The organism is Streptomyces sp. NPDC030799, from assembly GCF_055572255.1.
Map to the genome: position 1 here is coordinate 597,419 of NZ_JBVIDS010000002.1, position 12,849 is coordinate 610,267.

Below are 12,849 nucleotides of genomic sequence, written 5' to 3' on the forward strand. Positions count from 1 at the left end.
ACCGGCCGTTGGCCCAGCTGTCGGTCGTTCGGCCCGGTGTTTCGGTATCGCCGTCGGTCGTTCGGCTCGCTCGCCGTCAGGCATTCCGCTCGCCGTCGGGGTTTCCGTCCGGGGCTGTCCGCCGGTTCGCGGTCCGCCCTCAGGGGATGCCGGCTGCTTCGACGCCGTCGGCCCTTCATCTCCTTGCCGAACCGATCGTCACCACCCGCGCCCACGCCGGCGGTGCGTCCGGCCAGTAGTCGGGGTCGTTCTCGTCGTACGACCCGCCGGTCCGGGGGAACAGCCCCACCACCGTCCGGCAGGACGGCCGCGCCTCGGGCCACGGTGTCTGACCGTCGGTCAGGACCACCACCACGTCGGGCCGCGTGCGCAGCGCCCGGGCGAACCCCGTGCGCAGATCCGTCCCTCCGCCGCCCGCCAGCTCGATGCCCTCCGCCCGGCACAGCGGCTGCACGGTCCGGGCCGCCGCATCACAGGACAGCACGGAGACCAGGTCCCGCCGACCGCCGACGGCCCGGCAGATCGCGGCCACCTCCAGCAGCGCGCTGCCCAGTTCCGCGTCGCTGACCGAGCCCGAGGTGTCGACGACCACGCACACCCGGGGCGGCCTGCGCCGCAGACTCGGCAGGACGACTCCGGGCAGCCCCGCCGAGCGCCGCGCCGGGCGGCCGTAGCTGTAGTCCTCGCCCGCGCCCGGTGCGGAGACCGCCGAGCGCAGCGCCGAACCCAGCAACTGGCGCCACGGCTGCGGCGGATGGAACGCCTCCTCCGCCCACCGCCGCCAGCCCTGCGGGGCGCTGCCCGGGTTGCCCTTGATGCCCTGCGCCACCCGGAACCGGACCGCGTCCCGCTCCTGCTCGCTCAGTCCGTGCGCGCCGTCCGGCCCCAGTTCCCAGGCCCGGTCCAGCCCGTCGGCACCGCTGCCGCAGTCCAGCCAGGCCAGCCGCTCCAGCTGTGGACCGAGCCGGAACCCGGGCAGGTAGTCCTCCATCAACCAGCCCGAAGGCAGCCCCACTCGCCGGGGTGTCACGGCGTCCTCGGGCGTTACCAGCCCGTCGCCGAACACGTCGTCGTTGATCTCGCAGTCCGCGGCGATGTTCATCCGCAGTCGTTCCGCGGGACCGGTCAGCTGGTGCTCGCGGGCGAAGCGGTCGCTGCGGCCGTGATGGTCGCGCAGCAGGTGCGCCACCTCGTGCACCCACACCGCGGCCAGTTCCGTCACCGGCGTGCGGTCCACGAACGCCGCGGAGACATAGCACCGCCAGTACCGGTCGACCCCCATCGTCGGCACCTCCCGCGACTCCACCGGCCGCAGCGCGAACAGTGCCGTCGCGAGGTACGGCCGGACGCGGGCCGCGTGCAGCCGCGCGGCGAAGAGCTTGCCGAAATCCAGCGGGCCGGGCGCGTCCGCCGTCATCGGCGGGCCCCGGCCGTCCGCGCGGTGTGGCGGGCGGCCTCGTCCGCCCGCCGCGACAGCGACACCGCCCCGGCGAGCCGCTCGACCGCAGCCGGCACGTCCCAGTCCTCCCGGCGCAGGGAGGCCAGTGTGGTCGCCGGGACGACCACCACGTCCGGTGCCCCGGTCTCCATCGCCCGCACCAGCAGCGCCCAGGCGGCGTCCCAGCGGGCCCGCTCCGGACGCTTGCGGATCGCGTCCACCACCCCGTCCAGCACGGCCTGCCGCAGATCCCCGCGCTCGGGCAGTTCGGCGCCCGCCGGGTCGGCGAGCAGCGTCTCCGGGTCGGGCAGGTCCAGCCGGTCCAGACTCGCCAGCAGCTCCAGGCCGGGACCGTCCCCGACGGTGCCCCGGACCAGCAGCGACAGCACGTCCCGCGAGGAACCGGCGGCGGTCGCGAAGGCGATCAGCCGCAGGGTCGCCTCCCAGCTCCGGGGCGACGGCCACGCGCCGCCCCGGCGGCTCTCCCCGCCGGGAAGCCGGTGCACGAGCCCCGGTCGTGCGACGAGGAACGCGCACACCGCGCGCCGTGCGAAGGCCACGGCTTCGGGCAGCCGCTCGGGAGCGAGCCTGGGCAGGGTCGCCCGCGGCCAGGTCCCGCCCAGACCCCGTACGACGACGTCGTGGTCGTGCGCCCACTGCAGATGCACGAACCGGTTGGCCAGCGGCGGGCTCAACTCCCAGCCGTCGGCCGCCGAGGAGCGCGGGTTGGCCGCGGCCACGATCCGCACGTCCGGCGGCAGCCGCAGCGCACCGATCCGCCGCTCCAGCACGAGCCGCAGCAGGGCCGCCTGCACCGCGGGGGGAGCGGTGGACAGTTCGTCCAGGAAGAGCAGACCCCGCCCGGCCCGCACGAGCCGTACCGCCCAGTCCGGCGGGGCCATCGGGACCCCCTGAACCGCGGGATCGTCCCCTACGACGGGCAGGCCCGAGAAGTCGGACGGCTCGTGGACGCTCGCGATCACGGTGGTCAACGGCAGGTCCAGCGCGGTGGCGAGCTGGGTCAGCGCGGCCGTCTTGCCGATGCCGGGTTCTCCCCACAGCAGCACCGGGAGGTCGGCGGTCACGGCCAGCGTCAGCGCCTCCAGCTGGAGGTCGGCGCGGGGCTCGGTGGTGGTGTCCCGGAGCAGGGTCAACAGGTCTTCGGCGACGGCCAGTTGGGGAGAATTGGTGCGGTCTGCGGGAACTGAAGAGAGCATGAAGGAATCACCTGTTGTGTGAAGTCGGCGGAAGCGAGAGGAGGTTCTGAAGAAACGGGAGAGAAAAGGGCTCAGAAGAAGGTGACGACGCGGTCCTGGCGCGGGGTGGGGCGCCGGCCTCGGCCGGTACGGTCGCGCCGCGTGACGGAGGTGCGGCCGGAGCCCATCAGACCGGCCCGGTACAGCCCGTAGCTGATGCGCCGCTCGGCCGCCGCCGCCAGTTCGTCGCGCAGCGGACCGTCGCGCAGCACCGCGCCGGGGCCCAGCAGGCCCTCGACCACGGCCAGGGCGCCGGCGGTGTCACCGTGGTCCAGCCGCTCCCGGACCCCGGCCAGGCAGTCCGGACGCCGGTGCGCCTCGTCGACGGCCCGCAGACAGGGCAGCGGCGGGCCGCCCAGCGCGGCCAGCAGCTCCTCCCGCCGGAGCTCGGCCGGGTCGTGATCGAGCGGTGCCAGCACGCCGTCGACCAGCCCGATGCGGTGCGTGGCTCCCCGGCACTCCACGCGTCGGGCTCCCGCGGCCGGATCGACGTCGTACGCCGGGCCGGCCGGCTCCCGCCCGGGGGCCAGCGCGGCGGCGACCAGCGGGTGCAGCTGCCCCGGATCGAGCAGCCCGGCGTGGAGCAGTTCCAGGTCGGGCAGCACCCAGGTCGCCGCGTCGGGCAGCACGGGCAGCGTGGAGAACCCGCCCGGCGGAGGCTGTGTCACCACGCGCAGCGCGCGTGCGGCACCGTCGGTGCCCGGGTCTCGGCAAGACCCGTGTTCGCCGGCCGGAGTTGAGCGAGCGGCCGGCCCCGAGGCACCGCCCGCATCCGTCACCAGCTCCAGCGCCAGCCGGCGCCGGCCGCCGAGCCGTACCGCAAGGGCGCCGGTGGAGCGGCCCTCGGCGGCCAGCAGGAGGGCCGCCTCGGCCGCCCACCGGCCGACGGCACAGCCGGGGACCGGCGGTACGAGCCCGAGCGGATCGGGCTTGCGCGGCACGGCCCCCGCACGGTCGCGCAGCTCGGCGGCCCTGCGGGCGTCCCACAGATGGCGGTGCAGGTCGAGCCGGTAGCGCCGGTTCGGGTGCGGATGCGGATGGCCGCCCGTCTCCGCGCGCGCCGGGTCCCACACCGCGAGGCTGATCCGCTGGCCGGCGTCCGCCCAGGACGGCGGTGTACGGGCCACGAGATGCAGCGGGCCGGCCCGGCCGGGCCGCTCGTAACGGGCCAGGGTGAGGGTCAGGGCCGGACGCAGCAATCCGTCGGGCGCGATCCTCGGCATGTGCCAGCGCAGCAGGTCGGGTGCGAGATGGCGGAGGTCGGCGCGCAGCCGGGCCGCCAACTCCCGGCCGTGGGCCCGGGCGAGGGAACGCAGATCGAGGTCCAGGTCGATGCGGGCGGCGGCGCAGGCACCTGCCCAGTCCCCTGCGGCACGGCGGCCGGTGGCACGTTCGATCATGGACGGTGGCACGGCGTACCGGCGTACGCGCAGCCACAACAAAAGCCGGGAACCCCCGTACGCGGTGGAAGGGAGCATCAGCGCTCACCTTGCGCGGACGGGACCCCCAATCTCTGAGAGGCGTGAGTCTTCATCGCGGCGAGCGTAGCCGCCCGGCCCGCCACCGCGCCAGGCGTTTTTCCGCCCGGACCGGAGCGCCCCGTTGGGGTATGGTGTCCGTCCGGTCGCGGACGCCCGCGGCCCCGATCGCGAGGAGGTGGGACCCATCACCGCTGTGTCAGCCAGGGTGCTCTCTCCTCAGGACGACGCGGTGCACCGGCAGCGGTGACCGCGGGAGCGCTCTGAAGATCTCGCGCTCGCGAAAGGCTCGTCGCCCCCATGTCGGCTTCGTCATCTTCTTCGTCTTTTACTTCGTCCTTTTCTTCGTCTTTGTCATCTTCCCGCTCTCTCCCCGCCGTCGTCTCCGCGCTGCGTGCCGCCGGGTGCGTCTTCGCCGAGGAGGAGGCGGAGTTGCTCCTCGCCACCGCCGGCACCGCGGACGAACTGTCCTCGATGGTGGACCGGCGCGTCGCCGGATTCCCGCTGGAACAGGTCCTCGGCTGGGCCGAGTTCCGCGGCCTGCGCATCACCCTGGAACCGGGGGTGTTCGTCCCCCGCCGCCGTACCGAGTTCCTGGTCGGCCAGGCGCTGGCCCAGGCGCCGTACGCGAGCGTGGTCGTGGACCTGTGCTGCGGTTCGGGCGCGCTCGGCGCGGCACTCGCCGCCGCCCTGGACGGTGCCGAGGTGCATGCCGCCGACATCGATCCCGCCGCCGTACGGTGCGCCCGCCGCAACCTCGCCGCCTTCGGTGGCCGGGCCCACACCGGCGACCTCTACGGCGCCCTGCCCGCCGCACTGCGCGGCCGCGTCGGCATCCTCGCCGCCAACGTGCCCTATGTCCCCACCGCCGAACTGTCCCTGCTGCCGGCGGAGGCCCGCGACCACGAGCCGCGCGTCGCCCTGGACGGCGGTGCGGACGGCCTGGACGTGCTGCGCCGGGTGGCCGCCGGGGCGCCCGAGTGGCTCGCGCCGGGCGGCTGTCTGCTGACCGAGACCAGCGAACGCCAGGCACCGGCAGCCGTGCAGGCCTTGGCCGACGCGGGTCTGACGACCCGTCTGGCGGTGTCGGAGGAGCTGTCCGCGCACGTGGTGATCGGCGTACTGCCGTAGCCGTCAGCGCAGTTCCTGCGCCCGGGCGATCAGCAGGGCGACATCGTCGTGGTTGTCCGGGTGGTGCAGGGTCCGCAGGAGCAGGTCGCAGGTCTCCTCCAGCGGGCGGGCGGGGTCATCGAGCAGGGACAGCAGGAAGTCCAGGCGTTCGTCCAGGGAGTGGCGGCGGGTCTCCACCAGCCCGTCGGTGTAGAACACCAGCTCGTCGCCGGGCTCGAAGTCGACCGTGACGGTGGAGAATTCGACCCCGCCCACCCCCAGCGGCACTCCCGTCGGCAGCTCCAGCAGTTCCGGCGGCCGGCCCGGGCGGACCCGGGCCGGCGGCAGATGGCCGGCGTTGGCGATCCGGCACTGCCGCAGATGCGGATCGTGCACGGCGTACACGCAGGTCGCGATGGAGTGGTCCAGGGCCGAAGTCGTCTTGTCCAGGTGCTCCAGCAGCAGCGCCGGGTCGAGGTCGAGGGCGGCCAGCGTGGTGGTCGCCGTGCGCAGCCGGCCCATGGTGGCGGCCGCGCTGATCCCGCTGCCCATCACGTCACCCACCACGAGCGCGGTCTTGTCGCCCTCCAGCGGGATGACGTCGAACCAGTCGCCGCCGACCTCGCTGGTGGCCCCGGCGGGCTGGTAGCGGGAGGCCACCTCCAGGCCGGTCATGACCGGCGGATGGCCGGGCAGCAGGCTCTGCTGCAGGGTGAGGGCGGTGTTGCGGGCGCTCTGGTACCAGCGCGCGTTGTCGATCTGCACGGCCGCGCGGGCGGCCAGCTCCCGGGCGAGCAGCACGTCGTCGTCGTCGAACGGCGCCGGATTGCTGGTGCGTTTGAGGTCCAGGGCGCCGAGCACCTCGCCGCGCGCGATCAGCGGCACCGCGAGATACGAGTGCAGTCCCGCCCGGCCGAGCAGTTCGGCCGCCTCGGCGGAGCGGGCGATGCGCGGCAGGTCGTCGTCCTTCACGTGCGGCACCAGTACCGCCTCGCCCGAGCGCACGCACTCGGTGACCAGGCGGTCGGGCGCGTACCGGGCGATCCGGCCGGGCGGGTCGGCGGCCCGTACGGCGTCCGAGTCGTCATGCGGGCGCACCGCGAGGGCGCGGATCACCGCGGCCTGCGACGGGCCGAGCGTGCTGCGCCGGCCCTCCACCACCGCGTCCAGCAGGTCCACGGCGGCCACGTCGGCCAGCTCCGGCACGGCGACTTCGGCCAGCTCACAGGCGGTGCGGTCCAGCTCCAGCGTCGTACCGATCCGGGCCGAGGCGTCGGCGACGACGGCGAGCCGGCGCCGGGCGGCCTCCGCCTCCAGCGAGGCCCGGTGCTGCTCGGTGATGTCGACCACCGAGACCGCGACACCGAGCACGTTGCCCGTGGCGTCCTCCAGCCGGTACAGCGAGTGTGCCCAGGTGTGGTCCTGGTCCGGATCGGCGGGGGTACGGCCGACCAGCGTGTTGTCGATCACGGGCACGCCGGTGTCCAGCACCCGCCGGGCGTCGGTCTCCACGGGCTCGGAGTTCAGCATGGGGAGCACTTCGCGCAGCGTGCGGCCCACGTGCTCGGCGGCCGGCACGCCGTTGATCCTCTCCAGGGCCGGGTTGACCGAGACGAACCGCAGCTGGGTGTCCAGGACGGCGTAGCCGATCGGTGACTGCTTCACCATCCGCTCGGACAGCGCCACGTCCTGCTCCAGCCGCCGTACGGTCGACTGGTCGGCGGCGAGTCCGAGTGCGTACACGTCACCGCGGTCGTCCAGCAGCCGCATGTTGCGGAACTCCACCAGGCGGGTGCTGCCGTCCTTGTGCCGGATCGGGAAGCCGCCGGCCCAGCTCTGCCCGGTGCGCATCACATCGGCGAAGAGCTTGCCGACCAGCTCGAAGTGCCGTTCGTGGACCATGAGCCGGGCGGCGTACTGGCCGAGGGCCTCGCCGGCGCTGTATCCGAACAGCTCCTCCGCCTGCGGACTCCACAGCACGATCCGACCGGTGGTGTCCAGCACCACCGAGGCCACGCCCAGTACGTCGAGCAGACCGCCGGGCGGCACCGGCCCGCGCACCGGCTCGCCGCCCTCCGTCACCGGAGCCTCGGCTGCACTCATGCCATGCACCGCCTTCGCCCGTTGGCACGGCACGTCGTCCCCCGTGCCGACTCCCCTGGTTCCACCGCACTCACACTCGACTCTCCGACGCCTCGGCCGGTTACCTCCACCATCTCTCACCCCAGCGGTGCACGTCGCCGAAGCCGCCACGGGGGCGGGACGCCTCTCCCGGACATCGTGCACGCCGGTGCGGCGGTCCGGGAGAGTTCACGCTCATGTTGCTCCATTGGCCTGTACATGACCATCGCGCCACGCCAGACTGTCCGCCGACCGAGTGTCTCCCGCCCTGTGTTCCCTCCGTCCGAGGAGTCGGCCATGCCCGTGCCCGCCCGGCAACGCTGTCACGCAGTTCTCGCCGGACTCGTCACCCTCGCCACCGCCGCCGTCGTGTCGCTCGCCGCACCCGGGCCCGCCGCCGCGGCCGGCACCTGGACCGAAACCGGCTCCGACCGCGCCCGCCCGCTGGACGAGAGCCAGGGGCTGACCTCCGTCGAGATCCCGGCGAACAGCCCCAACCGCTACACGGGCATCGGCACGATCCCGATCGGCGTCTCCAGCCGGGGCTGGAACCACGTCGGCGACCCCGACGCCTCGTACAACGGCTACTACATCGAGCCCTATCAGCAGGACTCCGGCAACTCGAAGATGTACCGCGTGCAGGCGCCCGACGGCACCTGGTCGGAGTACGTCCACACGCTGAGCCCCGGCGAGGCCCTGAACAACTCCTGGGACGCGGTCTCGCCCGACGGCCAGTGGATGCTCTCGGGCGAGTGGGGCACGATGAACCGCCTGCTGGTCTTCCCGACCCCCGGCGTCAACGCGGCCACCTCGCCCTCCGCGAACCTCCCGCAGGCCTCGGCGGTCCACCTGGACCACTCCGTCCGTGACGTCCAGGGCTGCGACTTCTCCGGCCCCACCACCCTGCTGTGCTCCTCCGACGACCCGGACGGCAGTCTCTTCGGCCTCACCAAGCCGCTGCTGGAGATCGACCTGTCGGCCCCGCCCAGCGGTTCCGCGGACGTCACCGGCCATGTCACCGCCCTGCGTCAGCTGCCGCTGCGCAGCTCCTGCTCGGGCGCCTTCGAGGCGGAGGGCATCGACTACGACCGCCGCACCGGCATCCTGCGCGTGATCGTCATGTCGCCCGGCTTCTGCGTCCTGACCGACAGCAAGACGTACAAGTTCTCCCGCGGCTGAGCCCGCCTGGGGTGTGCGGACCGGCCGGTGGTGCTTTCCTGAGGATGGACGCGGTTCGGCGGGGTACCCCGTTCCACCGCAGCGCGGCCACGAAAGGAGCGATCAATGGCACCCACGGAGCGGTCGCATCCGGAAACCGTCACGGTGGAGATCAGCGGTGACAAGGAGGACGCCCGCCTCGTCTTCGACGCGCTGAGCTCCTGCTTCGCGTCCGACCGGGGCGCGGACGAGATCCCTCAGCAGTTGCACGAGGTCCGGCCGATGGTGTGGCTCGGCACGTACGACGTCGCGGACGCCCGTGGCCCGGGCTGCCCGCCGGTCCACCTCGGCGCGGCCGTCCAGGCGGACGTCCAGGGCGGCTACTGGGCCGTGGACCGGTTCCGGCACACCCTGGACTCGATGTTCACCGTGGAGGAGACCTGCACGGCCTCCGGCGACCAGGAGCGGGATCTGCATCTGCGGCTGCAGAGCCGCTGACCCTGCTTCTCGCTACCGCGACGCCCCGTCCGGCCCCGCGCCGGCCGGGGCGTACTGCGCCTCGCCGTCGCCGAAGGACCAGTCGACGGACGTGTTCTCGGTGACGGTGACGACGACGTTGCGCGGCTCGGTACCGGTGCGCTCGTGCACCAGCTCGGCGATCCTGCGGTACAGCGCGCGCTTCAGCTCCGGCGGCCGCCCCGAGCGCATGGTGATCGCCACGAACACCACCGAGCCGTCCTTGCGCAGGCCCAGGTGGTCGTCGTACCGCAGCGTGCTGCTGACGCCGTCGTGGCCGGTGAGCACCTGGAAGCGGTCCTCGGGCGGGACGCCGAGCGTCTCCACCAGGGCGTCGTGGACGGCCCGGCCGAGCGCGTCGAGCCGGGCCGGGTCGGTGCCGAGTGCGTCTATCCGGACGAGGGGCATGGCGGAGTGTCCTTTCGAAGCGGGCGCGCGTTTCTTCCTCAGGTCGTGTACATACTAGTAGGTACAGAGTGGGCGGCGTCACGCAGGCCCGGTTGTGCAACTAGTTGCATAACCGCTCCGGTGTCCTCTACAACAAGAGGCGACGACACCGCGCACGGAGGGCCCAATGAGCCGTTACCCGCACCTGATGACCCCGCTCGACCTGGGGTTCACCACACTGCCCAACCGCGTGCTCATGGGCTCCATGCACGTCGGCCTGGAGGAGGCCGAGCGCGGTTTCGAGCGGATGGCGGCGTTCTACGCGGCCCGCGCACGCGGCGGCGTCGGCCTCATCGTCACCGGCGGCATCGCACCCAACGAGGAGGGCCGGCCGTACGACGGCGGCGCCAAACTCACCACCGAGGCGGAGGCCGAGCAGCACAAGGTGGTCACCGAGGCCGTGCACCGCGAGGGCGGCCGGATCGCGCTGCAGATCCTGCACTTCGGCCGGTACGCCTATCACCAGGAGCTCGTCGCGCCGAGCCCGCTGCAGGCGCCGATCAGCCCGTTCGTGCCGCGCGAGATGACCGATGCCGACGTCGAGCGCACCATCGACGACTACGCCCGCGCCGCCCGCCTCGCCCGGCAGGCCGGCTACGACGGCGTGGAGATCATGGGCTCCGAGGGCTACCTCATCAACGAGTTCATCGCCGCGCAGACCAACCAGCGCACCGACCGCTGGGGCGGCTCCTACGAGAACCGGATGCGCTTCCCGGTCGAGATCGTGAAGCGGGTGCGCGAGGCCGTCGGCGAGGACTTCATCGTCATCTACCGCCTCTCCATGCTGGACCTGGTGCCCGGCGGCTCCTCCCTGGACGAGGTGATCACCCTCGGCAAGGCGGTCGAGGCCGCCGGGGCGACGATCATCAACACGGGCATCGGCTGGCACGAGGCCCGCATCCCGACCATCGCCACCTCCGTGCCGCGCGGCGCCTACACCTGGGTCACCAAGAAGCTCATGGGCGAGGTGTCCGTGCCCCTGGTGACCACCAACCGCATCAACACCCCCGAGGTCGCCGAGGAGCTGCTGGCCGACGGCTACGCGGACATGGTGTCCATGGCCCGTCCGATGCTCGCCGACCCCGACTTCGTCGCCAAGGCCGCCGCCGGGACACCGGAGGCCATCAACACCTGCATCGGCTGCAACCAGGCCTGTCTCGACCACACCTTCAGCGGCAGGATCACCTCCTGCCTGGTCAACCCGCGCGCCTGCCACGAGACCGAGCTGGTGCTGGCCCCGACCCGGCTGAAGAAGCGCGTCGCCGTCGTCGGCGCGGGACCGGCCGGGCTCGCCTGTGCGGTGAGCGCCGCCGAACGCGGCCACGACGTCACGCTCTTCGACGCCGCGAGCGAGATCGGCGGCCAGCTCAACGTCGCCCGCAAGGTCCCCGGCAAGCAGGAGTTCGACGAGACGCTGCGCTACTTCCGCCACCAGCTGGACGCCCACGGGGTCGACGTACGCCTCGACACCTGGGTCACCGCCGAGACCGTGGCCGGCTACGACGAGGTCGTCGTCGCCACCGGCGTCACCCCGCGCACCCCTGACATCCCCGGCGTCGACCACCCCCGCGTCGTCGGCTACCTCGACGTGCTCCAGGGCGGCGCGCCCGTCGGCGACCGCGTCGCGATCCTCGGGGCGGGCGGCATCGGCTTCGACGTCGCCGAGTACCTCACCGACGGCGGCGACAAGGCGAGCGAGGACCCGGAGACCTACTTCCGGAACTGGGGCGTCGACATGGAGTACCAGGCGCCGGGCGGCCTCGCGGCCCCCCGGCGGGCGGCGCCGCCGCGCCAGGTCCACCTGCTCCAGCGCAAGACCACCAAGGTCGGCGCCGGCCTCGGCAAGACCACCGGCTGGATCCACCGCACCGAGCTGAAGCACCGCGGCGTGACCATGGTGCCGGGCGTGCGCTACGACCGGATCGACGACGCCGGCCTGCACATCACCGTCGGGGACGAGAGCACGGTCCTGGACGTCGACACGGTGGTGCTCTGCACCGGCCAGGAGCCGCGTCGCGACCTGTACGAGGAGCTGGCCGCCGCCGGGTGCAGCGTCCATCTGATCGGCGGCGCGGACCTCGCGGCCGAGCTGGACGCCAAGCGGGCCATCAAGCAGGGCACGGAGCTGGCGGCGGCCCTGTAGGGCGCCCCACGCACGTCCCTAGGATGATCCCATGTCACTCCCGCACGCGATCCTGACCGCCCTGCTGGAAAAGCCGTCGTCGGGACTGGAACTGACCCGCCGGTTCGACAAGTCGATCGGCTACTTCTGGTCCGCGACGCACCAGCAGATCTATCGCGAGCTGGGAAAGCTGGAGGCCGAGGGATTCATCCGTACCCTGCCGGCCGAGCAGCCGGCCCGCGGGCAGAAGAAGAGCTACGAGGTCCTGCCCGCGGGCCGCGCCGAACTGGCCCGCTGGACCGCCGCCGCCCAGGACCCCAAGCCCCAGCGGGACGTGCTCCTGCTGCGGCTGCGGGCCGCGGCGGTGGTCGGCACGGCCGGTCTGGAGGCGGACCTGCGCCGCCATCTGGAGCTGCACCGGCGGCAGTTGGCCGAATACCGGGCGATCGAGGAGCGCGACTTCCCGCCGGACCGCGACGCCCCCGAGGACCGGCTGCGCCACCTCGTGCTGCGGGCCGGCATCGACCTGGAGACCTTCTGGACCCAGTGGCTCACCCACGCCCTGGCCGAGTTCGCCGAACTGCCCGGCGACTGAGTACCGCTCAGAGCCGGTACGGCCGCGAACGCCGGCGCAGATACCAGCCCGCGGCGATCACTCCGGAGCCGACCAGGGCCGCGCCGACGCCCAGCGTCAGCGGGCCGTAGTCCCGGGTGGCGCCGCCCGCGCCGCCCATCACACCCCGCGAGGGCGCCGGCGTGCGCGTCGACGAGATGGTCGGCGCCGAGGGCGCCGAGACGATCACCGACTGGGTGCCCGCCGTGGTGCCGCTGGAGCAGACCACGACCACGGTGTACGTCCCCGGGCTCACCCCCGACCAGGCCGCGGACTGGCTGATGGTCGTGCCCGACAGCGCCACCTGCCGGCCCTGGGCGAAGTTCGCCTGCCGGCTGTCGAGCAGGGCCGCGGTGCCCCAGCTGCCGTTGATCTGGGTACAGGCGCTGGTGACCACCGAGACGGTGGACCCGGTGGTGCTGACGGAGATGCCCGAGACCGCGGCGGACGGGCCGGCCAGAGCGGTCGGGAGCGCCGCGGCGGCCGCCAGGAACAGACCGGAGCGGACGAGGAGTCGCGAGGTGTGCATGGGCTGGCCTCCGGCGGCACGGTTGGCGGTACGTCCCATGCGCCGCCTGGGGTCGGGAAAC

At 73.3% G+C, this 12,849-nt stretch carries 11 protein-coding genes; 5 read left to right on the top strand and 6 right to left on the bottom strand.

Going from position 1 to position 12,849, the window contains the following annotated elements:
- Positions 1–175: 175 nt before the first annotated feature.
- The 3 genes from ACZ41I_RS06590 to ACZ41I_RS06600 all read right to left on the bottom strand — a co-directional run bounded on the left by ACZ41I_RS06590 (position 176) and on the right by ACZ41I_RS06600 (position 4,172).
- Positions 176–1,417: a vWA domain-containing protein gene (locus ACZ41I_RS06590; RefSeq protein ID WP_468513333.1), complete on the bottom strand. Its 1,242-nt coding sequence runs from the start codon at positions 1,415–1,417 to the stop codon at positions 176–178.
- Entirely contained in the window at positions 1,414–2,655 is a 1,242-nt protein-coding gene (locus ACZ41I_RS06595; protein ID WP_468513334.1) for an AAA family ATPase, read from the bottom strand. Before ACZ41I_RS06595 ends, ACZ41I_RS06590 begins: the two co-directional genes overlap by 4 nt.
- A gap of 71 nt (positions 2,656–2,726) precedes the next feature.
- The gene (locus tag ACZ41I_RS06600; protein ID WP_468513335.1) at positions 2,727–4,172 is read right to left on the bottom strand and encodes a hypothetical protein; all 1,446 of its coding nucleotides are present in this window, start codon (positions 4,170–4,172) and stop codon (positions 2,727–2,729) included.
- 300 nt (positions 4,173–4,472) lie between these two features.
- On the opposite strand from ACZ41I_RS06600, the gene ACZ41I_RS06605 reads away from it, so the two are divergent.
- Positions 4,473–5,303, top strand: coding sequence for a putative protein N(5)-glutamine methyltransferase (locus ACZ41I_RS06605; RefSeq protein WP_468513336.1), 831 nt, complete (start codon positions 4,473–4,475; stop codon positions 5,301–5,303).
- A gap of 3 nt (positions 5,304–5,306) precedes the next feature.
- On the opposite strand, the gene ACZ41I_RS06610 is transcribed toward ACZ41I_RS06605, so the two are convergent.
- Positions 5,307–7,385, bottom strand: a complete 2,079-nt coding sequence (locus ACZ41I_RS06610; RefSeq protein WP_468513337.1) for a SpoIIE family protein phosphatase — start codon at positions 7,383–7,385, stop codon at positions 5,307–5,309.
- 315 nt (positions 7,386–7,700) lie between these two features.
- On the opposite strand from ACZ41I_RS06610, the gene ACZ41I_RS06615 reads away from it, so the two are divergent.
- Together ACZ41I_RS06615 and ACZ41I_RS06620 are read left to right on the top strand one after the other, a co-directional pair.
- A complete protein-coding gene (locus ACZ41I_RS06615) occupies positions 7,701–8,582 on the top strand; it encodes a hypothetical protein (protein ID WP_468317954.1) in 882 nt (293 codons plus the stop codon).
- Positions 8,583–8,687: 105 nt separating this feature from the next.
- A complete protein-coding gene (locus ACZ41I_RS06620; RefSeq protein WP_363220772.1) occupies positions 8,688–9,059 on the top strand; it encodes a hypothetical protein in 372 nt (123 codons plus the stop codon).
- A gap of 12 nt (positions 9,060–9,071) precedes the next feature.
- Here the strand turns inward: ACZ41I_RS06620 and ACZ41I_RS06625 are convergent, their stop codons facing one another.
- Positions 9,072–9,485 (bottom strand): tautomerase family protein, encoded by a 414-nt coding sequence (locus ACZ41I_RS06625; protein WP_363220771.1) that lies wholly within the window; start codon positions 9,483–9,485, stop codon positions 9,072–9,074.
- A gap of 166 nt (positions 9,486–9,651) precedes the next feature.
- Here ACZ41I_RS06625 and ACZ41I_RS06630 point away from each other — a divergent pair, with 166 nt between their 5' ends.
- Positions 9,652–11,667, top strand: coding sequence for an NADPH-dependent 2,4-dienoyl-CoA reductase (locus tag ACZ41I_RS06630; RefSeq protein WP_468513338.1), 2,016 nt, complete (start codon positions 9,652–9,654; stop codon positions 11,665–11,667).
- Positions 11,668–11,698: 31 nt separating this feature from the next.
- Positions 11,699–12,241: a PadR family transcriptional regulator gene (locus ACZ41I_RS06635; protein ID WP_399762671.1), complete on the top strand. Its 543-nt coding sequence runs from the start codon at positions 11,699–11,701 to the stop codon at positions 12,239–12,241.
- Positions 12,242–12,248: 7 nt separating this feature from the next.
- On the opposite strand, the gene ACZ41I_RS06640 is transcribed toward ACZ41I_RS06635, so the two are convergent.
- The gene (locus tag ACZ41I_RS06640; RefSeq protein ID WP_363217951.1) at positions 12,249–12,788 is read right to left on the bottom strand and encodes a hypothetical protein; all 540 of its coding nucleotides are present in this window, start codon (positions 12,786–12,788) and stop codon (positions 12,249–12,251) included.
- Positions 12,789–12,849 lie beyond the last annotated feature (61 nt).

Bases quoted from the DNA above. Each gene is read 5' to 3' on its own strand.
- ACZ41I_RS06590 (WP_468513333.1), bottom strand. From the start codon at position 1,417: ATGACGGCGGACGCGCCCGGCCCGCTGGATTTCGGCAAGCTCTTCGCC.
- ACZ41I_RS06595 (WP_468513334.1), bottom strand. From the start codon at position 2,655: ATGCTCTCTTCAGTTCCCGCAGACCGCACCAATTCTCCCCAACTGGCC.
- ACZ41I_RS06600 (WP_468513335.1), bottom strand. From the start codon at position 4,172: ATGCTCCCTTCCACCGCGTACGGGGGTTCCCGGCTTTTGTTGTGGCTG.
- ACZ41I_RS06605 (WP_468513336.1), top strand. From the start codon at position 4,473: ATGTCGGCTTCGTCATCTTCTTCGTCTTTTACTTCGTCCTTTTCTTCG.
- ACZ41I_RS06610 (WP_468513337.1), bottom strand. From the start codon at position 7,385: ATGAGTGCAGCCGAGGCTCCGGTGACGGAGGGCGGCGAGCCGGTGCGC.
- ACZ41I_RS06615 (WP_468317954.1), top strand. From the start codon at position 7,701: ATGCCCGTGCCCGCCCGGCAACGCTGTCACGCAGTTCTCGCCGGACTC.
- ACZ41I_RS06620 (WP_363220772.1), top strand. From the start codon at position 8,688: ATGGCACCCACGGAGCGGTCGCATCCGGAAACCGTCACGGTGGAGATC.
- ACZ41I_RS06625 (WP_363220771.1), bottom strand. From the start codon at position 9,485: ATGCCCCTCGTCCGGATAGACGCACTCGGCACCGACCCGGCCCGGCTC.
- ACZ41I_RS06630 (WP_468513338.1), top strand. From the start codon at position 9,652: ATGAGCCGTTACCCGCACCTGATGACCCCGCTCGACCTGGGGTTCACC.
- ACZ41I_RS06635 (WP_399762671.1), top strand. From the start codon at position 11,699: ATGTCACTCCCGCACGCGATCCTGACCGCCCTGCTGGAAAAGCCGTCG.
- ACZ41I_RS06640 (WP_363217951.1), bottom strand. From the start codon at position 12,788: ATGCACACCTCGCGACTCCTCGTCCGCTCCGGTCTGTTCCTGGCGGCC.